The organism is Metabacillus sp. YM-086, from assembly GCF_048059995.1.
GTDB lineage: Bacteria > Bacillota > Bacilli > Bacillales > Bacillaceae > Metabacillus > Metabacillus litoralis_B.
Map to the genome: position 1 here is coordinate 41,327 of NZ_JBLUOI010000026.1, position 22,319 is coordinate 63,645.

22 protein-coding genes and 2 pseudogenes are annotated in these 22,319 nt (G+C 35.5%); 5 read left to right on the forward strand and 19 right to left on the reverse strand.

Annotated features, from left to right (window positions below; all coding sequences use genetic code 11):
* Nucleotides 1–300 precede the first annotated feature (300 nt).
* Nucleotides 301–654, forward strand: a complete 354-nt coding sequence (locus ACEWK1_RS12880; protein WP_098796769.1) for a hypothetical protein — start codon at nt 301–303, stop codon at nt 652–654.
* A 243-nt stretch (nt 655–897) separates the two neighbouring features.
* On the opposite strand, the gene ACEWK1_RS12885 is transcribed toward ACEWK1_RS12880, so the two are convergent.
* From ACEWK1_RS12885 to ACEWK1_RS12900, 4 genes are all read right to left on the reverse strand, one after another.
* Entirely contained in the window at nt 898–1,458 is a 561-nt protein-coding gene (locus tag ACEWK1_RS12885) for a recombinase family protein (protein ID WP_098796766.1), read from the reverse strand.
* A 390-nt stretch (nt 1,459–1,848) separates the two neighbouring features.
* Complete coding sequence (locus ACEWK1_RS12890) at nt 1,849–3,225, reverse strand: phenylacetate--CoA ligase family protein (protein WP_098796763.1); 1,377 nt, start codon at nt 3,223–3,225, stop codon at nt 1,849–1,851.
* 127 nt (nt 3,226–3,352) lie between these two features.
* On the reverse strand, nt 3,353–3,802 hold the full coding sequence (locus tag ACEWK1_RS12895) for a class I SAM-dependent methyltransferase (protein WP_231309848.1): 450 nt from the start codon (nt 3,800–3,802) through the stop codon (nt 3,353–3,355).
* Nucleotides 3,783–4,016, reverse strand: coding sequence for a hypothetical protein (locus ACEWK1_RS12900; protein WP_231309849.1), 234 nt, complete (start codon nt 4,014–4,016; stop codon nt 3,783–3,785). Before ACEWK1_RS12900 ends, ACEWK1_RS12895 begins: the two co-directional genes overlap by 20 nt.
* Nucleotides 4,017–4,236: 220 nt before the next feature.
* On the opposite strand from ACEWK1_RS12900, the gene ACEWK1_RS12905 reads away from it, so the two are divergent.
* Nucleotides 4,237–4,617 carry an ArsR/SmtB family transcription factor gene (locus ACEWK1_RS12905; RefSeq protein ID WP_082138369.1) on the forward strand — a complete coding sequence of 127 codons (381 nt, stop codon included), beginning with the start codon at nt 4,237–4,239 and terminating at the stop codon, nt 4,615–4,617.
* 164 nt (nt 4,618–4,781) lie between these two features.
* Here ACEWK1_RS12905 and ccsB read toward each other — a convergent pair whose 3' ends face one another.
* The 4 genes and pseudogenes from ccsB to resA all read right to left on the reverse strand — a co-directional run bounded on the left by ccsB (nt 4,782) and on the right by resA (nt 8,981).
* The gene (ccsB, locus tag ACEWK1_RS12910) at nt 4,782–5,957 is read right to left on the reverse strand and encodes a c-type cytochrome biogenesis protein CcsB (protein WP_098796760.1); all 1,176 of its coding nucleotides are present in this window, start codon (nt 5,955–5,957) and stop codon (nt 4,782–4,784) included.
* A 13-nt stretch (nt 5,958–5,970) separates the two neighbouring features.
* Nucleotides 5,971–7,614 (reverse strand): cytochrome c biogenesis protein ResB, encoded by a 1,644-nt coding sequence (resB, locus tag ACEWK1_RS12915; RefSeq protein ID WP_098796757.1) that lies wholly within the window; start codon nt 7,612–7,614, stop codon nt 5,971–5,973.
* Between the two features lie 104 nt (nt 7,615–7,718).
* Nucleotides 7,719–8,425: pseudogene (locus tag ACEWK1_RS12920) on the reverse strand (cytochrome c biogenesis CcdA family protein).
* A 28-nt stretch (nt 8,426–8,453) separates the two neighbouring features.
* On the reverse strand, nt 8,454–8,981 hold the full coding sequence (resA, locus tag ACEWK1_RS12925) for a thiol-disulfide oxidoreductase ResA (RefSeq protein WP_061785993.1): 528 nt from the start codon (nt 8,979–8,981) through the stop codon (nt 8,454–8,456).
* A gap of 230 nt (nt 8,982–9,211) precedes the next feature.
* On the opposite strand from resA, the gene ACEWK1_RS12930 reads away from it, so the two are divergent.
* From ACEWK1_RS12930 to ACEWK1_RS12940, 3 genes are all read left to right on the forward strand, one after another.
* Nucleotides 9,212–9,886: a CadD family cadmium resistance transporter gene (locus ACEWK1_RS12930; RefSeq protein ID WP_212138003.1), complete on the forward strand. Its 675-nt coding sequence runs from the start codon at nt 9,212–9,214 to the stop codon at nt 9,884–9,886.
* 88 nt (nt 9,887–9,974) lie between these two features.
* Complete coding sequence (gene lspA / locus ACEWK1_RS12935; protein WP_311315563.1) at nt 9,975–10,430, forward strand: signal peptidase II; 456 nt, start codon at nt 9,975–9,977, stop codon at nt 10,428–10,430.
* Between the two features lie 58 nt (nt 10,431–10,488).
* Nucleotides 10,489–10,785, forward strand: coding sequence for a hypothetical protein (locus tag ACEWK1_RS12940; RefSeq protein ID WP_416636358.1), 297 nt, complete (start codon nt 10,489–10,491; stop codon nt 10,783–10,785).
* Between the two features lie 187 nt (nt 10,786–10,972).
* On the opposite strand, the gene ACEWK1_RS12945 is transcribed toward ACEWK1_RS12940, so the two are convergent.
* From ACEWK1_RS12945 to ACEWK1_RS12995, 11 genes and pseudogenes are all read right to left on the reverse strand, one after another.
* Nucleotides 10,973–11,434, reverse strand: coding sequence for a putative iron-sulfur cluster-binding metallochaperone (locus tag ACEWK1_RS12945; protein ID WP_212138006.1), 462 nt, complete (start codon nt 11,432–11,434; stop codon nt 10,973–10,975).
* 17 nt (nt 11,435–11,451) lie between these two features.
* Nucleotides 11,452–11,546: pseudogene (locus ACEWK1_RS12950) on the reverse strand (hypothetical protein); the annotation flags it as partial.
* Nucleotides 11,547–11,670: 124 nt separating this feature from the next.
* Nucleotides 11,671–12,369: a ZIP family metal transporter gene (locus ACEWK1_RS12955; RefSeq protein ID WP_212138007.1), complete on the reverse strand. Its 699-nt coding sequence runs from the start codon at nt 12,367–12,369 to the stop codon at nt 11,671–11,673.
* A gap of 85 nt (nt 12,370–12,454) precedes the next feature.
* Nucleotides 12,455–13,873, reverse strand: a complete 1,419-nt coding sequence (lpdA, locus tag ACEWK1_RS12960; protein WP_212138008.1) for a dihydrolipoyl dehydrogenase — start codon at nt 13,871–13,873, stop codon at nt 12,455–12,457.
* Between the two features lie 225 nt (nt 13,874–14,098).
* Complete coding sequence (locus ACEWK1_RS12965; protein ID WP_212138009.1) at nt 14,099–16,498, reverse strand: heavy metal translocating P-type ATPase; 2,400 nt, start codon at nt 16,496–16,498, stop codon at nt 14,099–14,101.
* On the reverse strand, nt 16,491–16,856 hold the full coding sequence (locus tag ACEWK1_RS12970; protein WP_019380900.1) for an ArsR/SmtB family transcription factor: 366 nt from the start codon (nt 16,854–16,856) through the stop codon (nt 16,491–16,493). Before ACEWK1_RS12970 ends, ACEWK1_RS12965 begins: the two co-directional genes overlap by 8 nt.
* 402 nt (nt 16,857–17,258) lie before the next feature.
* Nucleotides 17,259–18,518, reverse strand: coding sequence for a cytochrome P450 (locus ACEWK1_RS12975; protein ID WP_285849226.1), 1,260 nt, complete (start codon nt 18,516–18,518; stop codon nt 17,259–17,261).
* Nucleotides 18,519–18,704: 186 nt separating this feature from the next.
* Nucleotides 18,705–19,961, reverse strand: coding sequence for a group II intron reverse transcriptase/maturase (gene ltrA / locus ACEWK1_RS12980; protein ID WP_212138011.1), 1,257 nt, complete (start codon nt 19,959–19,961; stop codon nt 18,705–18,707).
* Nucleotides 19,962–20,636: 675 nt separating this feature from the next.
* Nucleotides 20,637–20,867, reverse strand: coding sequence for a hypothetical protein (locus ACEWK1_RS12985; RefSeq protein WP_047943204.1), 231 nt, complete (start codon nt 20,865–20,867; stop codon nt 20,637–20,639).
* 138 nt (nt 20,868–21,005) lie between these two features.
* Nucleotides 21,006–21,209 carry a hypothetical protein gene (locus ACEWK1_RS12990; protein WP_212138012.1) on the reverse strand — a complete coding sequence of 68 codons (204 nt, stop codon included), beginning with the start codon at nt 21,207–21,209 and terminating at the stop codon, nt 21,006–21,008.
* Nucleotides 21,210–21,482: 273 nt separating this feature from the next.
* Nucleotides 21,483–22,319: transposase (locus ACEWK1_RS12995; protein ID WP_416636359.1), on the reverse strand; the 837-nt coding region annotated here is incomplete at its 5' end.

Here is a 22,319-nt window from a genome sequence, read left to right on the forward strand (position 1 = left end):
TCTTTATTATAAATTATATAGATAAGATAAGGCCTTTTTAAAATATGGTAATTTCATAAAATATAGTAGTTTCATTGATGGTGTATTTATTTTTTGAAACCAGATATATTATCGTAATTACCTTATTGTAAAAAAGCATTGACCTTTAAATTCAAGATAAGCTTATTCTATTGCGGAAGATTACTCTATTCTATTTTTGGGAAGTAAGCCATAACTTTTATAAATATGGTGTATTAAAAAACAACATAAAAGAAATATAAAACTAAAAACAAAAAAGTGAAAGATATTGAGTTTCCATCAATGGTTGAAGCAAATAACCAATTATTCGGAAATTTCATGTTAGACCTTTACCATAAAGATATAATGAACCATATTAAGAATTATTATGAAGATGAGAAAATCAATGGTTATTCCATGCCAGAAGGTAATAAACCTGTTTACATAAGGACTTCAACAAATCTAAAAGATGTAGAAGAGCAATTTAGTTATGTATTAAAAACAACAATACTTCCTACGGATAAAGATGGAACTATTCGTGGTAAAGTCACTTTATATCTTGCTGTTGAACCTTCACGAGTAAACGAAACTAATCTTCCTAAAGTACTTAAACAAATGAAATTAATAAAATATGAGCATGAAGAAGTCAAAAAATAATGACAAGAGCCAATCTTATATTTAGGTTGGCCCTTTTTAACACTAGGGATTTCTGGAATTATTTTATCAGATGAATACTCTATACAAAACTAGTTAACATAATGTCAACTATACGAAGTAAGTCAAAGAGCCAAACCCATTGATATCAAGGGTTTGGCTCTTTGGGGCAGTACCAGCGTTCGTGCAACCAGGGGCAAAGTAAATCTGAGAAATGATCGACAGAATTCCTTTGTCCGATGGTTGCTACTCGATTTTATTGTTATTTTGCATCTTACGATACAAAGTCATGCGAGAAATACCAGCCTTCTCGGCAGCATCAGTACGACTCAACCCTTGGTCCATAAGATACAAGGCATACTTAACCTTTTCCTCATCGGTTTTCGGTCTTCCAGGATATTTTCCTCGTTTCCTTGCAGCCAGAATCCCTTCTTTTGTCCGTTCAGAAGTTAAATCTCTCTCAAATTGAGCAATACCTGCAAAGATAGTAAACAACATTTTCCCATGTGCTGTTGTTGTATCAAGCCAGGATTCCTTTAAACTTTTTAAATGCGCTCCCTTTTGTGAGATGAGTTCTGTAATTTCAATAAGGTCTTTCGTAGAACGGGATAGACGAGTCAGATCCGTCACAACAACCGTATCGTTCATTCGCAAAAATTCCAACATACGATTCAACTCCGGTCGCTCTCGTTTTGTACCGGTTACTTTTTCAAAGAAAATGCGATCACACCCAAATTCTTCAAGTTGTTTCTTTTGGCGATCCAAATTTTGATCAAATGTAGAAACACGCATATAGCCAAACTTCATGTTCATCCTCTCCTCTATCAAATATTGTACCAAAATCCATTCGTGATAAATATTGTTACGAATAATATTGTTACATATTTTTGTTACGCTCATTAAACGAGTTAGCTAGACTAAAAGTTGATCATCACTACATGTAACAAAAATGTTCGTTTTTGTTACGTGTAGTACAAAAAAAGCTTATTATTAAAAGTAATAATGTTTATGATATTTATTTTATGTACTATTTGGGATTTATATAATAAATAGAAAAGATAAGACTGATTTCTCCAACACTAAGGTGAATTAGCCTTGTCTTTATATGTCCAGAGCAAAAACGTGAATTTAATACTTTAAGCAAATTTGAAATCTCTTAGCGTACAGAATATACGTCAATGTTATTTAATATTTGTTTTATTTAAGATAATCAATCAAAACATGCTGGTACTTTCCACTTTTAAGGTGCCTTTGTGGCAATTCTTCCGATTTTTCTATTGAAAGGTTAGTTAGTCCCTGGGTAGCAAAGTAATCTAATAGAGCTTCTCTAACATTTTCCCAAACTTGATCTCTAAGATTACCCTCGTCCACTTCTAAACGTACTGTTAATTTATCTGGTGCCGTTTGAATTAGTTGAAAACGCCTTACGCCTAGTATTTCCTCCACAATGGTTTTGAGAGCCAAGGGCAGAACATGAACGATTTGACCGTTGGAGCTAGAGAATTTGAAAATGTCATCCTTTCTCCCTTCGACTTGAACGACCGGGAATGGTCTCCCGCATTTGCATGGTTCTGGGGACATGATAACACGGTCAGTTAGTTCATAACGAATAAGAGGCTGTATTCTGTTGGCTAGATTTGTAATTAGAACCGAATGAGATTGCTTCCCTGGTGGCACAGGTTGGTAATATTCATCTACTGGTTCAAATATAATCCAATCTGTATTTACATGAAACTGACCTTCTTCACATTCGAAAGTCATGGCTGTTGCTTCTGTACCGCCGTAAAGATCTAGAACGCGAGCTTGGAAAACGGATCCTAGTTTCTCACGAACATTTGGATATAACTTTTCTCCCCCCAAAAGGATCGCTACAGGCTGAATATTTAACCGACCTGCTTTTTGTTCTTCTGCTAGAATTTCCATCGCTGTGGCATACCCTCCAATTAAAGCTGGTTGATACTCATTCAATTCTTTGACAAGCTTGGATAGGGGAGATTGGATAGAAAAAGCTCTTATTTTTCCGTTTGTCTGTTTTAAACGTAGGCGTTCAGCAGTGGAGAATGCTGTAAAATGCCCAGCTGTAGAGCATACCGCCGCATTTCGTCCGCCTTTGGCTGCCACTTTCAATATGTCACTCCATTTCAATTTTGTTGTTCCGCGAATCGCCATCAATGTTTTCATGATCGTATCTGAACCTTTATCCTGAATAAAGATTCCGGGTACCCCGGTTGACCCTGAAGTGGTCGATACCATATAGCGTCCTAAAAAAAGTTGTCCAACTAATGACATATCTGATACAAATTCTTTCACACTTTCGATGGTTACTTCTGGGTCAGTCACCCAATCATTAAAATTAGCCATGAGTTCTGATTTCGTGACTGGTGGGATTTGTTGTAAGCTTGTAATCTGTTCGGGCAACTCGCTGTATTTTTGTGCGTAATATGGAGCGTTTGATCGTGCAAAACTAATAAGTTCAGCTAAACGAGATTGTTGCCGAGAGGGAATGTCTTCTGGTTTACCTCGTTTAACCTTCCAGATATCCATAACTGCTTTTAAAGGTGAAATATTCTCCATGTATGTCATTCCCATCTCTCTGTTTTTAAAATTTTATTGTCAGAACTATTTACTTTTTACAATAAAATGGAAATTTGAAAATTACAGGTACTAAATATGAAAGAAGTCTGATAAAAAATCAAACAGCTTATGGCTTTAAAGCTTTATATGCCCTTAGTGTGCCCATGATAGTTGAAAATTGTCCAGTTTCTTCAATTAAAACAAATCCTGTTTCTTTTAATAGGTTAGGGATAATTCCTTTAACATGATTTGAAGTTGTTTCAAACCCATCTAAAAATTGAATAGGAAAAAATGCAACACGCATCAACCAATTTTGTGGCTTTTCAAAATCAATAATATGTAATTGGCCACCAGATTTGAGTGTCCGATAAACTTCTTCAAATGTTTTCTTTTTAATTTCTAGAGTTAAATGATGAATAAATAAACTTGTAAATATGTGATGAAATAGATTATTGGAAAAGGGAAGTTTATCAGAAAACCCTTCCTCAAAGGTAATATTATTAACTTGAGTTTCTTTAATTTTCTCCTTAGCAATTGATAATATTTTAGGATCAGCATCAACCCCAATTACTTGCACACCAGGTTGTGATTGCTGTATTAAAAGTGCCAGCGTACCTGTACCGCAAGCTAAAATCCATTATCGTTTCCTTTGGTTGGAGGTTTGCTTGCTTAACTAAATGCGTTTTAAACTTTTTTTCTTGCATTCCCCATTGAATTAACGGATCATAAAATCGAGTCATCCAATGATATTTTAGTGCAGGGATATAATCACCTTTCTTGTTTTTATCCATTAAACATGCATCCCTTCATTTATAATAACTTATGATGATTTTTGGATTACTTATAAACGACTTTTGTTAAGAGCTAATATAAAGTAACACGTGTATCTTACGATTTGTGACATAAAAGAATATGAAACGCTTCGCTTGTTTATTCAAGTAAATATTTGAATGTTGACATTAAAGCTTGCTCATTATAAGCTAGTCACATATTTTTAATGAGGTGGGAAAATTGTCATTAGTTGATAAAAATATAAAAGATACTCTAAAAGATGAATGTGAGATCTATTGTTATGACCCTATAAAAGTATCAAGGTTACAAGATTTGTTAAGTTCTAAAAGTACACTTCATCTATCAAAAAAATTTAAACTTCTTGCTGATGAGACACGATTAAAGATTATTCTTTCATTAGCTATAGAAGGGGAACTTTGTGTATGTGATGTGGCTAATATTATTCAGTCCTCTATAGCTACAGCTTCGTATCATTTGAGGTTTTTAAAACGCTCAGGTGTAGCTAACTATAGAAAGGAAGGTAAATTAGCATTTTACTATATCGATGATGAAATTTTTAAATCGATGGTTCTACTTTCTTTTCATCATAAGGAGAGTTGAATAAGAATAGAAATTCGGATATGTTTAAAATACATTTTCAAAAATACTTTCAATTTACATAAGTGGAGGGGATCTACAAGATTATTCCCCTCCAATAACATAGATAAAAATGAATTTAGATTTATCACATAAACTTTTAGTTAGCTTTAAAAGAATTTATTTCTTTATGCATAAGAGTGTAGACCAGCAATAATTAGATTAACGAAAATTAGGTTGAAAATAATAATTCCAAAACCTATTACTCCGAGCCATGCTGATTTTTCACCATGCCAACCTTTCGATAGGCGGAGGTGTAAATAAGCAGCATAAAATAACCATGTAATTAAGGCCCATACCTCCTTAGGATCCCATCCCCAGAAACGCGTCCACGCAATTTGAGCCCAGATCATCGCAAAAATAAGAGCACCCAAAGTGAATATTGGAAAACCTATTGCAACGGATCTATATCCGATTTCATCGACCAAATCAAGTTTGATATTTTTCGTTAATGGCTGAAGCGCTGCAGCAATTCTTTTTCTTAAAATCAGTCTTAGCACCCCGTATAAAAATAAACCTGTAACAGATGACCAGATAACTATGTTTAGTTTGCCTGCTGCAATGATAGCTGGTACTTCAACAAAGGCTTCTATTTTACCTTTTGTAAGTAATTCACCTTGATTTGGACCTACAATGGAAGGTAGATTATATGTCATTTCAACCTCTTGATCATTTTTATCAACCCATTTGTAGACGGCTTCATACTCCATCCCTCTGAAAACACTTGTAACCACTACAAAAGCAAGTGTCGCCACAATCGTGTACATGACAACCTCAAGCCAAAAAGTCTCTTTTGAGCGTTTCGTCTGATCAACAGAACGAAGTAAATAAATGACCCCTGCAATGAAACTACTGGCTAAAATAGCTGAACCTAGTGCAGTTGTTGTTACGTGGATTGCAAGCCAATCTGTTTGCAATGCTGGTATTAATGGAGAGATGTCTGTTGGGAACATGCTTGCATAGGCAATAATTAATAATGTAATTGGTAAGGTGAATAAACCTAAAATGGCTACTTTATATAAAAAGTAAAGGACGATGAATGCTAATACAAACATCATAGAAAATGCCGTTATAAACTCGAACATATTGCTCACCGGTGCATGTCCAGAAGCGATCCATCTAGTGATAAAATAACCGAGATGTGCAATAAAACCTAAAATGGTAACAGTTATTGCGACTGTCGCCCATTTGCTTGGGTTTTCGTATTGCTTTCTTTTATCTCGAATGGCTCCTCCAAATAGAAATGTTGCAATTAGATATAGTAAGAATGCTGCGTATAGTAAGTTACTGCTTAGAGCTACCACATCTTTACCTCCTCTACGAATTTTTGCTTTTTTCGTTTGTTTGATCGGTTAGTTCTTGAATGCTTGTTTCTTTTAAAATACGGTTCACTTCATTTCGAATACCGTACCAATTTTTATTTGTATGGCCTGCAATTAATATACGTTCACCATCGCGTCTAATCCATATACGTCTATGATTCCAATACATTCCTTGAATAACACCAATCATGAAAATAGCTCCGCCTAAACCAAGAAACCATAGCGTATGATCTTTCCGAACCGTAAGAGCTGACAGATTTTTTGTCTCTACGCCTTCAAATTTCATTTTTAATTGATTATCTTTCTCTGGTTCAATCGTTTTTTGAATGGCAACAAAGCTTCTTTCACCTTCTGGTTTTTCAGGAGATATCATGTTAAATACAAATGCTGGATTGTCGGGAACACGGTTTTTTGTATCAGGTACACCTTCACTATTGAAATAGAAGTTTGGCAAATAAGTCACAATTTCAACTTTATACCCATTGCCTAAATCATACTCCTTCTTTGGCTCTAACAAATCAACTGTAATCTTGCCAAAACTTTCTTCTGTCTCTTTGTCTACTAAACTAAAATTAAACTTATTTAGTTCATTTAATTTATAAGAGGTTTGATAAAGAGCATATGAATCGTGTTTTAAGGGGAAATTAACTCTAATTTGTTCATCTTTTATCTTTTCAAGTTCAGGTTCTGCCCCGTGAACGATTTCACCCTTTCGTTCATACAAAGTCACGTTTGTTTGAAAGTTTTTAACGACATTTCCATCTCCGACTCGTGAAAGAGTATTAGCAAAAACTTCATCCTCTTGATCTTTTTGATAGGTATCCATAATGAACTTGTCACTGCTTAAATAGTATTTTCCATCGGTTCCTGGGATAACACTTGTTTCACCGTCACGAATCCAAAGCATTTCGTCTACATACATCCCCGGTACAAATCGCAGCATTCCTCCAATGAGGAAAATAATTAATCCAACATGGTTTACATAAGGTCCCCATCTTGAAAACCGACTTTTTTCAGCTAGAAAATGACCATTTTCTTCACGTACTTGATAACGCTTCCTCTTCAAGTTTGATATTATCAAATCCAGTTGTTCATCAAGGTTCTCTTCGACTTTTGTTTCACTGAAAAGACGTTGTCTACGCAAGAAGCTTTCATGACGTGTAATCCCTTGTTTTTTCAAAGCGCGATACAATGGAATAAACCGGTCCAAACTCGCGATAACAAGTGATATTCCAAGAGCTGCTATTAATAAAAAATACCACCATGAACTATATAGATTGTGAAAACCTAATTCATAATACATTTGTCCAAGAAATCCATATTCATCTTTATAAAACTCTTGTGGGACAACGGTTGGAGGAATATACATCTCTTGAGGAAAAATTGTTCCAATCGCAGAAGCAATTAAAAGAAGAACAATTATCCAAATTCCTACTTTAACGGATGAGAAAAAGTTCCAAATCTTATCGATAAGTGACTTTTTATATGTTTGTGAGCGTCTTGCGCCTCCATCGTATCTCATATCCAATAGTTTTTTAGAAACTTCATCCTTCTTATTCCCGATAGTTCGTCCACAAGATTCACAAATAACCGTTCCATGTGGAATGGAGTGACCACATTCGCATTTGACATGTTCCATTCTAATAACTCCTTACGATTTAATCATTTAAATATACTTAACTACACTTTTAATTTTTCAGATTTGCTTTTTAATCCATTAAAAAGAATGATTCTAAAAACCCCTTAAAATCCAGTAAATCCTCCGAACAAACTTGTTAAGACTGCAATAATTTTTGTCATCATATTAAAGTACAATAATACTCCCATCACAATCATCAAAATGCCTCCGATAGACATAAAGATTGCACTGTGTTTCTTTAGAAAAGTCATCTTATCAATAAATAAAGACATTAATAAAAATGGAATAGAAAAACCTAAGACATAGAAAACCATGTATAGTAGTCCTTTTCCTGGGTCTGATACACCTAACGCAATGACTCCTGCAAGGATGGGACCTGTACAAGGAGTCCATCCAGCAGCAAAACCAATTCCAATCAAAATTGATCCTATATAACCTGAAGGTCTCTTTTGAAAATGAATTTTCTTATCAGAAAGTAGGAAATCAAATTTAAGAACCCCTGTTAGAACTAAACCAAAAAACACCATCACAATAGCTCCAAGTTGTCTTAACAAATCTTGATAATCCATAAAAAATGTACCGATAAAAGAAGTAGAAAGCCCCAAAGCTAAAAAAATAATTGAAAATCCTACCAAAAACAAGATAGTGTGTATATAAGCTTTCCTTCGTAAAATACCTTTTTCTTTTTTTAGATCATTTACGACACTCCTGTAATATAGGAAAGAAAAGCTGGATATAAAGGAAGTGAACAAGGTGAAATAAATGATAAAAGACCTGCACCAAATGCAAGAAATAAGCTTAGTTGTTCCAAAAAGATACCACCTAACTGTTTATTAATTCTATGGCTTAATGAGTTCCATGTAATTTGCTATATCCCTTTCGGTCATACTTCCTGTGATCACTTTTAACACTTTTCCGTTCTTATCGATCAAAAATGTTGTAGGAATCGGGGTTATGTCATATGCTTCCGTCACAGCTCGATCTTTATCTTTAAGTATAGGGAATGTAAGCCCATGCCTATTTACAAACGATTCAATAGCAATATCACTTTCTGCAATATTAACCGCCAATATCTCTACACCAAGATTCTTAAAATGGCTATACTGTCTTTCCATATAAGGCATTTCTTTTTCACAAGGCTTGCACCAAGTACCCCAAAAGTTAAGAAAAACTCCTTTTCCTTTTAAATCAGAAAGTTGAACGTTGTTACCGTTCATATCTTCAAGAACAAAATCAGGTGCTTGGTCCCCTGCCTGAACTCGTAATTTTTCTGTAAAAAAGTTTTGATAAAGAGTATAGGCTACTGCTAAAGCCATAAGAAGTAGAAGACTAATACGTACAATCGATCTGGTTCTTTTGTTTTTCATTTTACTCTCCCTTTTTATTTTCATTCAAACCAACATTTTAATGTTGACATTTTACGTTAATAATTTTAATCTAAAAGCACAATATATTCAAACAAATATTTGAATAATAGGGTCTAATTATTTTCATCATCTAAAATAACATGAAAGGGAAAACATAGAGGTGTAACACAACTAACACAACTAAATATCTTTTATTCCGATTAGGGAGTATTTTAAAAAGGAGTTTTTTTATGAATTTAATTTTAACAATTCTCTCTGCTTTAGGGTCTTTTATAGTAACCAATATCGATGATATTTTTGTTTTGATGTTGCTGTTCTCTCAGGCAAGTTCACAAGCGAAAGCAAGTAATGGCCGAACGGTTAACATGAAGGCCAAGGGAAATCGTATTTACCCTAAAGATATAGTCATTGGCCAATATCTTGGTTTTGCACTTTTAGTTTTAATCAGTCTCTTAGCAACATTTGGAGTAACACTCATTCCGGATCAATGGGTAGGTTTTCTAGGATTTATCCCGATCTATTTAGGAGTTAAACTGTTTATAAAAGGTGAAGATGAAGATGAAGGTGCTATTCTTTCCAGTTTAAATAAATTTAATAAGTTCTATTTAAGTGTAGCCTTTATCACATTTGCCAATGGTGGAGACAATATTGGAATTTATGTTCCGTTCTTTTCTACTTTAAATAACAACCAACTGGTCATTACAGTTGTTACTTTCTTTATAATGGTTGCGGTCTGGTGTTTAATAGGATATCGTCTAGCAAGGTTCAGATATGTTTCTGAAACACTTGAGAAATACGGCCGATGGGTTATTCCAATTGTGTTTATAGGATTAGGCCTTTATATCATGGCAGAAAATAATATATTTTCTAACCTGTGGTCTCACTTCGTAAATATAAATTCCTAATTAACCGTAATGATTTACAAAAATATTGTTAAACCCTCTTTCCTTTTAAAGTATTGAGTACAAGTCTTTATAGAAAATAAATTCTGAGGTGAAGTCTTTGTATTGGATCATTATACTCACATTAAGTATTGATCAGCTTTTTAAATATTTAGTTAGAAATTTTATGGACTATGGGCAATCCATTCCCGTTATTAATGGTTTTTTCCAATTGACATCTCATCGCAATACAGGCGCTGCTTGGGGGATTTTTTCAGGGCAAAAAATATTCTTAATTAGCATTGCAATTATTGTGATAGTAGTTGGTCTTATTTATTCTCGTAAAGTAACTGATAAGCTAACGCGTATAGCCTTTGGCTTATTTATAGGAGGTGCAATGGGAAACGTTGTAGACCGTTTAATTTTTGGTGAAGTAACAGATATGTTCGAAGTTACATTTATTAATTATCCAATTTTTAATACTGCGGATGTATTTTTAGTTAGTGGAGTTATTTTATTCCTTATTAGCACTTATAAAGAGTCAAAATTAGAAAGGAATCAATCTTAAAAAGAATCTTCATTGTTTTCGTATTTTATAAATATGGGTATAATGGGGACAAAGGAGGGTGGAAGTATTGAAAAAATTACTTACGTCTATAGTAGCTGTTGCTTTATTTCTAGGTATTGGCACTGCTGCTCTTGCACATTCAAACAGCACTCCTAGTCAAGGGAACGGAAATTGGCAACAAATGATGGATTATTGTTCTGAAATGATGAATTCTTTCATGAATAATCATCAAAACAATATCCAGCATATAACCTCAACATCAAAGAATTTAAATATAGAACAGACTAATTCAAATAATGATAGTACCTCGAATAACCACCAGAACCAAAACCATTCTATGTATGATGATTGTTGATAGGAAATAAACAACAAAAAAGAAAGAGCATGGGCTACAATAAATGTCCAAGCTCTTTCTTTGTTTAGAAATAAAAAATAGATTCTCCTCAAAACCATATTGTAGCTTTAAAATAAAGTTTAATAAAAATCGTTCAACAAACCCATATTCTACGGCACAAAAAAATTCGTTGAAGATGGATCTTTATTTAGGTTAATTCTTTGATATAGCTCGTTACATTCCCCAAACAGCAACTACCTTGAGGATTGTTTACTTCACAACCACATCGGTTTTCATTTATATTTTTACGAATATGTTCTACTGGATTAGGATTAATTCCATTTTCAACATATTGTTTAATTTTTTCTTTTGTCCAACCAAAACAATAGCAGACAGGAACAACTGTGGCATTATCTTTTTGATAAACAGAAACCTTAATTTCTGACTTTAAATACGTTTTTTTATCCGTATCATAATAAACAACACTACAATCTTTTGACGAACAAAAATAATGAGTTAAGCCTGCATTCAATGTACCTAAAATTGTTGGTTTTAACATTGATTTTAACGTAATTATTTTTACTTTTTTCCCTTTTACATTACAAGAAGGACACAACTCATTACTACTACTTTCAGAAACCTGCCCTTTTGTAGAACAACAATCAGACATATTTTACGCTCTCCTTTTTATTGGCGAGGTGCAAATAGCATTACCGAGACACCAATTAAACATATACCTGCACCTACCCAGTCATATATATATCTGGTGCTTTTTTATCAAGCTTTTTTACAAATTATCAGACTTTATTTCAAAGCCACACCTATATCCTTAAACAATATTTACTTCTTTTCATTCTAGTGTATATGAGGAGCTAATTGCTCAAACATCCAATGAAGCCCGAAATTTTAAAAAATCCCCCCGAAAAAGAAAAGAATAATAGGCCTATCCTCTGTCGCATTTACAACAGGTAATAAATCTGTTAAAGCTATGTATAAAAATATACCTGCAGTTAATGAAAGCGAAATGGCAAGTATGCTACTTTGTAAAGAAACAAGTTCTGTTAGAAACAAAGCTGCTGTAGCCCCCATTACGGTAGATAAACCTAATATAACAGCTGCACCGATGGCTTTCTTTTTACTTTTCAAGCTTGTAAATACAATGGAAGATATAGTTAAACCATCAGGTATCTTATGTAGTAGGACGGCAATTAATACGACAAAACCTAATCCGCTGTTTATTGCAAAACTAGCTACAATTGATAAACCATCAAAAAAAGTGTGTATTATCATGCCTATTAATGCACCATACATTGTAGTATGGGTTTGAGATTGATGTGTTTCTTCTCCAAAATGAAAATGAGGTGCTACCAGCTGTTGAAATAAAAATATGATGCCAAAACCTAAAATGATATAAATTGAACTTGATTCCATTATTTCTAAAGCTTCTGGTACTAGATCCATAATTGCAATTGAGAAAAGCAATCCGGAACTTAGAGCCATTAGAGCATATAAACTTCTTCTGGACCAATTTTTCTTAAGAAAAATAACAAAACCGCCCAAAACATTAGCTAAAGCTGCCGTTATTACATAAAAAATGATTTCCATTAATCGTCACTCCAAAATAAATAATTCGACCTGCACGTATGATTGTGCAGGCCTAGTTAAATTAAATATGCTCTAACTGTTCGAATTATTTTTTATTCAGCATATGAATAGCATGTCCCATAACGCCTTCAGCTGCTTCCATGAGTGGTTCAGGTAAAGTTGGGTGTGCATGAATTGTAAGGCTGAGATCTTCTGCCGTTGCCCCTGACTCAATTGCAAAAACTGCTTCAGCAATAAGAGATGATACTTCTGGCCCTACCATTTGTACACCTAAAACCCGATTAGATTCTTTATCCGCCACAACTTGTACAAAACCATCGGCATCCGAAACAGATAAAGCTCTGCCGTTAGCTTGGAATGGAAAACGGCTAGAAACCGTTTCATATCCTTCTTCCTTTGCTTCCTTCTCCGTTAAACCTGTATAGGCTACTTCAGGATCGCTAAAAATAACAAAAGGCATTGCCTGAAAATCAATTACACTTTTTAGTCCACTTATTACCTCTGCAGCTATCTTACCTTCATAACTAGCTTTATGAGCAAGGAGGTAACCACCAGCACAGTCCCCGATCGCATATACATGTTCAACATTTGTTTGACATGTATGATTTATCTTAATAAAACCGCGTTGATCTAATTCAACCCCGATATTTTCCAATCCAACTTTTCCTGTGTTCGGTTTTCTTCCAATGGAAACTAAGCAATAATCCCCTTTAATTATCTCTTCCTTCCCATTAACCTGAACTTGAACATTTACTTCATCGCCTGTATTTTCTCCACCTTGGACTAAAGCATTCGTTATAACTGTGATTCCAAGTTCCTTTAAATGACGTTTTACTACATTTGTAAGCATAGGGTCCGTACCTGGAAGAATTGTATCTGATCCTTCAAGGATGGTCACTTTAGCTCCGAATTTAGCATAAGCAGTACCCAATTCCAAACCGATATAACCACCACCTACTACAACTAAATGTTTTGGTACTTCTTGAAGCATCAATGCCTCAGTTGAAGAGATAATTCTTTTTCTATCAAATGGCATACTTTTTAACTCAGTAGGTAATGATCCTATCGCAAGGATTAAGTCTTTGTATGAAAAGAATTTTTCTTCGTTACCAATTTTGATTTTGGCAACATAGGGTTCAGTAAGATAAGCTTCCCCACTAATAACTTCCACTCCATTGCCTTTTAGTAAAGTCCGAACTCCATTCGTTAGTTTATTTACTATACCGTCCTTCCACTTCACTACTTCTGGCATCTCTACTTCAACTTCACCAGAAACCTTTATTCCCATTGAGTTGGCATGTTTTATGTGTTTTACTCGTTCAGAAGCACTAATAAGAGCCTTTGAAGGTATACAACCACGGTTAAGGCAAACCCCTCCTAGTTCTGCTTTATCCACCAAAACCACTTTTTTCCCTAACTGAGCAGCACGTATGGCAGCTACATAACCTCCTGATCCTGCGCCTATAACTAACAGATCTACATCATTTTTTCCTTCAACAGTCATTTCAGTTTCCTCCTTCGATTTTATAAAGATTGAAAAGAATTATTTTAAATTAAGGATGAAAGCGTTTTTGTCCCATGTGGTTACCAATATGTAATATAAAAGCTGCTGTTTTACTTATACCCAATCTTTCCATTTTTAATTAGGCTGGATATTTAGAAGTTATACTATTAATGAGATCATTTTTAGAAAAGGGCTTTCCAATCAGTCTGGAAAGCCCTTTTCCCTTTATTCTTTCACTCTCATTAGTCGCAAACCATTTAGTGCTACCAGAAGGGTTGCACCCATATCAGAAAGGATAGCAATCCATAGCGTTAACCAACCTGGGATAACCAATAGTAAGGCAATAAATTTAATAGCAATTGCAAAAGTAATATTAGCTTTGATTATATTTAGAGTTTTTCGGCTAAGTTTTACAGTGAATGGAAGTTTTCTTAAATCGTCTCCCATTAGAGCGACGTCTGCCGTTTCCAGGGCGGTGTCTGTACCAGCTCCACCCATTGCAATACCAACTGTTGAGGCGGCCAATGCAGGTGCATCATTGACACCATCTCCTACCATAGCTACATTGCCATACTCGGATCTTAACTGTTTAATAAAGTCTAATTTGTCCTGTGGCATTAGTTCTGCCTCAATATCAGATACTCCAACCTGCCCTCCGATAGCATTAGCAGTACCTTTGTTATCACCTGTAAGCATAATTGTTTTTTTGATTCCAAGTTGATGTAACTTTTGAATAATTTCCTTACTTGATTCACGAACTTCATCAGCAACTGCAATAACTGCAAGTATTTCTTTTTCGGTTCCAATAATCATGGCTGTCTTACCTTGATTTTGAAGAGTAGTAACATTTTGCTCTAAGTCTTTATCGAAATTAGAAATTGCTAATTCTTTAAAGAGTTTCGGGCTACCGATATAATAAGTCGTCCCGTTTACAATACCTTTGATACCCTTACCTGTAATAGAAGAGAAGTCCTCTACCTGTACGTCAGAATAAGAAATGTTCTCCTCTTCTGCTTTTTTCATAATCGCAGATGCAAGTGGATGCTGAGAACGATACTCTAATGCAGTAATGATGGATAGTAATTCTTTTTCATTTATCTGTTTGTTCAACACATTAAAATCAGTTACAGCTGGGATTCCTTTTGTTAATGTACCTGTTTTATCAAATGCTATGGCCTTTAAGGCACCCATTTCTTCTAAATAAACTCCGCCTTTTACAAGAACACCTTTTTTCGCAGCATTCCCAATCGCTGAAACAATCGAAATCGGAGTCGATATGACCAACGCACAAGGACAACCAACAACAAGAACAGCTAATCCTTGATAAACCCATGTTTCCCAACTACCATCAAAGAATAAAGGAGGGACGATAGCAACTAATGCTGCAATGATCATAATGATCGGTGTATAATATTTTGCAAATTTATCGACAAATGCTTGAGAAGGAGCCCGTTCTCCTTGTGCTTCCTCTACAAGATGAATAATTTTAGAAATCGTTGTATCTTCTACAAGTTTCGTTATTTTTACTTCAAGTAATCCTTCTTCATTTAATGTACCTGCAAATACCTCATCATCAACTGTTTTCTCAACAGGGACTGATTCACCGGTAATAGCTGCTTGGTTGACTGCAGAGTAGCCATTTACGACTACACCATCCATCGCAATCTTTTGACCAGGTTTTACAATCATAATATCCCCAACAGCAATATCATCGACATGAATCATTATTTCTTGTCCATTACGTCTAACGAGTGCCTCTTTAGGAGCGATATCCATTAATGAACGAATCGATTGTCTTGCTCTGTCCATAGAGAATCGCTCAAGTGCTTCACTGATTGCAAAGAGAATAACAACAATGGCAACTTCTGCCCATTCTCCAATAATAGCACCACCTATAACAGCTACTGTCATAAGGGTTTTCATGTCAAATTCAAAGCGTAGTAAATTTTTCAAACCGACTTTAAAAAGTGACAACCCTCCAATAACCATGGATGCTAAAAACAATAAGGTAGTAACAATGTTCTCTTCTCCGTTCACAGACGAGGAAAGGTAACCAAATGCAATCAATAAGGAAGCATACAGTAGAGTACTATGCTTTTTATAAAACGGCACTTTTTCTTCTTTCGTATCTTCTTTTACCTCTTGTGAAACTTGGCGAGCCGATTTTTCAGGAGTCACTTTAAGATTTTCGAATGCACCGGCTTTTTCTAGTTCTTCAATTGTTGCATCACCGTAAACAGATATCTTAGATGCACCAAAATTTACTTTTGCATCCTGAACTCCTGGGAGCTGTTTTACGTTATTCTCAAATTTCCCAGCACAGTTTGCACATGTAAATCCTTCAACACGGTAAACATTTTTATCCTCTTTAACCTCTTGTTTAGCTTCCCGCCTTGGTTTTTCAGGAGCCACTTTAAGGTTCTCAAATGCACCAGCTTTTTCTAGCTCTTCAATCGTTGTATCACCGTAAACGGATATCTTAGATGCACCAAAATTCACTTTTGCATCTTGAACTCCTGGAAGTTTTTTAACATTTTTTTCAAACTTCCCTGCACAATTTGCGCATGTAAACCCCTGAACGCGATAAACATTTTTTTCAGCCTCTAATGCTTTTGCTTCAGACAATTTTTACAACCTCCTTCTGATGTGCAAATGCAACCTGTATTAGTTGCTTTACATGATCATCATCTAATGAATAGTAAACTAACTTACCTTCTTTTCGATATTTAGCTAATCCAAGATTTTTAAGTAACCTCAAATGATGAGATGTTGTGGCAGTTGTAGCACCAACAATATTTGCTACATCACATACACACAATTCATCTTCCAAAGAAAGAGCATACGCAATCTTAATCCTAGTATCATCCGATAAAGCTTTAAAAACTTTGGCTACTTCCAAAGGATTTTGTTGGAGTAGTTCATTTTTACCTCTATTGACTTTTTCTTCATCTATACACGTAACTTCACATGCATCATTTTGCAAATTTTTCACCTCATATCAATCAAATATTCATTTGAATATTATTATATGTGAACAAAAACAAATAGTCAAATATACGTTTGAATATAATTCGCATAAAAAGCAGGTTTTTTTTAGTTTGCAGTAATTAATTATTCTTATAACTAAATTTAATTTCCTTTTTATGTTGGATACACTAGGAATATTGTAAGTGTGCCAGTTTTAAAACTTGAAAAGTTTTTCAATATAAAAAGCCCAATTTATATCTTTATTAGAGAAAAATAGGCTTTGCGGCTGGCTCTCCATTAATTAAGGTGTCCACCTTATAAAACAGACTTCTGTGATTAAGAAATCAACTTTTGTCATTTATCTTGTTCGGCAAAAGGCGAACTTAATAAGCTAATTATCTACAAAAATTTAGTGTAATTATAACTTTCGTTTAACATTTTTTATCACTACTTTGCTATGTGGAATACTTGGCATGCTCACCATGCTGTAACTTAAATCCTGGTTAGGAATTTCATATTCCATACGCTTGGCCAGATAATCAAGACTTACTTTCATGACCTCAATGGTGACCCACTCTCCAGCACAGCGATGACCCATAAAGTAATCACCACCACCCTGCGGAATGAAGCCAAATGGGCTTCCTTCCCATTTAGCAAACCGATCAGGACTGAACAAATCTGGATTTCCCCAAATTTCAGGGTCATGATTTGTGCCATAAAGATCCAGTAAAGTTAATGTGCCTTCTTCAAATTTATAGCCGTTCCAGGTGAAATCTTTTTTTACCAATGCTACGACAAACGGAAAAAACGGATAAAAACGGCGAACTTCCTGTACAAACATCTGAGCATATTTTTCATCATGGGATTCTAGTTTCTCCCTTTCTTCCGGATAATGATACAATGCCAGCGCAGTGAAATTGATGAATATAGCGATCGCCACAATAGGTCTCAAGATATTGATCACTTCCACAGCAGCAGTCTCGGTATCCAAAAGATTCCCTTCTAAATCGCGATGCCAGGCAAATATATGTAATGCTGTATCTTCTAGAGGATTTATTTCCTCATTACGCACCTTATCAACCAACTCACCAATCCAATTTTCCACTTTATTCCTTGCATTTCTCGCTAGCCAATGATTTGGACCAACGGCAGCCGGAGACTCGAACATCGCCGCCAAGTCTTTTGTCAATTCCTTAACATCGTCTTCTTCCAACGGGACACCTGCCCATTGGCAGGCTGTTCTGCATAGGATTTCTTTTACTTCTTCATAAAGAATAACTTCATCCATCTGTCCCCATTTATTTAGTGCTGTCTTCCACTGTATTTTTGTAATGTTTGTTAAGTTTTGAAGTCCTTTAGGAGACATGATGGACATAAACATTTCTTTCCGATGTTTGTGATCTTGTCCATCCAATGCCTGCACACCATTCTTCCCAAACAATGTTTGAACCGCCCGGTTCGGTGCTGCATCTTTTCTTTTGAATTTTTCAGTGTCATAAAAAACTTTCGCAGCTTCATTTCCTACCATGCAAATTGCTTTCTTTCCTAGCAATTGGGTCTCAAATATATCAGAATTAAAACTTTTACGTCTGTTCAAAATGTACATGTACCCTTCTCTCATAAGGCTTAAGCTATGATCTATGCCCTCTTCCCGAGGCATTTGATTTGTATCTGCCATATCATTCATCTCCATTTTCATTAGTGATAATTTTATTCTTTGTAACTTTTCCCTATTTACTCATAAAAAAACATGGATCACATACCACATATTGAACATTATCAAGATAATCGAGTAGGAGGCACCTCACGGCGCCGACCTCTCACACCACCGTACGTACGGATCCGTATACGGCGGTTCGAAAGTTTATGAAATCACATTATATAAAGATTTTAAGCCTAACTTTTGCCAATATTCATTGTTTAAGGCAAAATCTAGTTGAGGGCTTTTGGAGATGCACCAATATTTCTTCCTTGAATTGGCGCATCTTTTTGCCTTGTCTTTTGAGACACCGAGTTTAATCAGGTTTTTGTATCTTGTTTTCGGTTTCTTCCACTCTTTCCATCTACACGCTCTTAATCTGCGTCTTGTATGGGCATCTATCTTTTCTGCATATTTCTTTATGTCTCCCACTTTAAAATAGTTGCCCCAGCCTTGAATGAGTTGATTTATCTTCATAATCCGAAATTCCATACTTACTCCCCAATTACGATTCGTTAGCTTCTTTAATTTCATTTCGAATCTTTCCTTCGACTTTATTGGCACGTATACTCTCGTTTTCTTTCGGTAGAAGCTCACCCCTAAGAATACACGTGCGTTCGGCTTTCCCACTGCACTCTTTTCCTCATTTACCCTTAGTTTAAGCTTTCTTTCAATAAATTGAGTTACCCCGACCTTAACTCGTTCTCCAGCTTTTATGCTTTTAACGTAGATGTTACAGTCGTCCGCATACCGGACGAATCTGTGTCCTCGTTTCTCAAGTTCCTTATCCAATTCATTTAGAATAATGTTACTAAGTAGTGGACTTAATGGACCACCTTGTGGTGTGCCTTCTCTATTTACTGTCACCACACCGTTTTCCATGATCCCAGCTTGTAGAAATCTTCGAATTAGTTTCAAGGTTGGCTTGTCATCAATCGTCTTTGCGATTAGTGCCATTAGTTTGTCGTGTTGCACTTTGTCAAAGAATTTCTCCAAGTCGATGTCCACCACATACGTATAACCTTCCTCAATGTAACTTCTTGCCTGTTCAATTGCTTGATGGGCACTTCTATTAGGACGGAAACCATAACTATATTCGCTGAATTGCTTTTCAAAGATAGGAGTTAACTTTTGAACGACTGCTTGTTGAATCACTCGGTCCGTCACAGTGGGGATTCCTAGTTTTCTTTTTCCGCCATTTGATTTTGGTATCTCTACCCTTCTAACTGGTTGAGGCTTGTATTTTCCTTCTCTCGCTAAGTGGATAATCTCTAGCCCATTTTCCTTCAGATAAAGGCGAGTAGCTTCTACATCTTTCGCATCGACACCTGCTGCTCCTTTGTTCTTCTTAACCTTCTTGAAGGCAGAGTTTAGATTATCTCTATCGAGAATTTGTTCAATTAATGTTTTATCTGATTTCATATTGGCTCCCATGTTCTTGAGATTGCACAAGGATAACTCCACTCTAAAGATAGACTCTTACTTTCCGAGTATCACCTCTATCTTTAGTCATCTAATGGTTGGCTGTGTCTTTGTTTCCTTGTCATGTTACTCTAACAGGGTTCCTCCTTTCGTTCCGTCCTTCCCATCGTTAGATGGTACTACGACTTCAGCTGACTTCTCTTAGTTCAGTTACATATCACTATGTAAGTTCCTATTTTAAAGGGTGCCTAAGAGATCTCCCAGGGTAAGTTCATCCACTTTCTCCTCATATATCTGCCACATTTATCGCTATTCTACCGAGGATATTTTGGACTTTGTTTTGTTTTGCAAACTCGTCCTAAAATAACGACCTCTAATGTGATTCGTATACCTCAGACCAAGGATTTGCCTAGGGCTTCCTTCAGATTCCATGTCGCCATGGACACCCTTGCCTTCGACTAATGGTTCGCTATCCCGACGCCCATAACGGACTTTCACCGTCTAGTTGATGAACATGCCTGGCACACAAAAAAATGGCTGCCGACTTTGTCGACAGCCTGAGACCCTAATCCAAATTAGGGTCTTTTTATTTTTTTTGTTTATTCTGAGTGTACCCTGTTTAAAATGTAGTAAAATCAATGGGTTGTTTCGACTGGAAGATCCTTTTATACTAAATTAACAGCAATCTATATTTGACTTTTTCATCATTTTCTTACAATCTTTCATTTTCATTTTTCCATTTTTCGTCATTTCACAACAATCCATTTGACAGTTCATTTCCTCACACATTTCCATACATTCTTTTTTTGATTGACAACAATCCATCTCTTCCGATTGTGCTGCATAAACAGAACCACTAAATGCCATCACTACTAAAAATGCTAAAGAAAAAATTATTTTTCTCATCCCTTTTCCCCCTTATGTAAAAATGATTGATGTGTCAAATGATATTATACTATACTGCTAATTAACACTCACTAGATTTCTAACACTACAAACATAAGAAACGAGAGCTTAGAGTAACAAGCTCCCGTTTTAATAGAATTAGTAAGCTTTACATTGGTTGAACACCTGATCCACCACAACAACCACATCTTTTGCCACCATGACAACACGGACAACATCCACTTCCCTGACAATGATGACATCCTCTCCCACTACAACAACAGCACATACCAGCACCACCACAATAACGACAACATCCTGCTCCTTGGCAGCAATGACATTTATGCATACATACACCTCCATAAGATAACCACGCATAGTATATATATTTACTTGGTGTCAAGTTTAAGCATGCCTATCTAAATTAATAATTTAGTTATAATAAATACTCTATACATTTCTATTTATCACCCCCTTAATCGCTAAGGGGGTTCAAATTGTCACAATTTATGGTCATTTAACATCTAATTTTAGATTTTTGGTGATGTTTTTCATAGTGACCCCTTATTCTTTAAATCGTTTCCGGACCCCATGACGGTAAGTTTCTCTTTAAAAAGAAAAGATATATCGTAATTCTTAGGAAGATCTTTCAATTGGCAGACGTTCTTGCATGTTTAGCTTAAATGTCCCATACGGGTTTACATGGGCATAGATTAATGGTGTTAAGGCTCTAAAATCCTCAGGAGTTAACTTTTGAAGAAGAGATTTATTTTGTTCCAAAAGTACCTCTTGAATCATCAGTGTATTAATTAAAACCAAACAGTTTTGAAGAAGATGGAGAGCAAGTACAGCGACTTCTTGATCTTCCATTCGGTTTGTTTGAATCTCTCCTCCTTTTCCGTAAAAAATAAAGCTATTGGCTGAGTTCCAGTTTTCAACAACATTTAACCCTTCATGGATTTCTCTTCGGACTTCTTCTGATGATAAATACTCACAAAGGAAGATCGTTTTTAACACTTTTCCTAATTCGCTGAGTGCCCGATACGTTGGATGCCCACTATTACGAGTGAAACGCTTGAGAATCGCCTCTGTTTCAGCTGTACCCAATCGTAAAGCAGTTGCATATTTAATCATTTGATCATACTGTTGTTCAATTAAACTCCAATTAATCGCTCTTGTTAAAACAGGCTGTAAGTTTGGATATGAGTCTTGCATGCCTACATCTGGACGATACAGTTTTTGAGCATGAATGGCTTTAAATCTCGGCATTAGTTGGAATCCAAGCAAATGACAAAAAGCGAAGGCAACTTCACTTTGACCGTGTGTATCCACGTAGTTTTTTTCTACTTCCATATTTGTACAATGACGAAGTAACCCTTCGATCATAGAAGCTACTTCTGATGAAGAACAGGATTTTAGTTGCGAATAAATACATGTAGAGTTCTTTTCCACGTGCCAATAAATCATTACTCC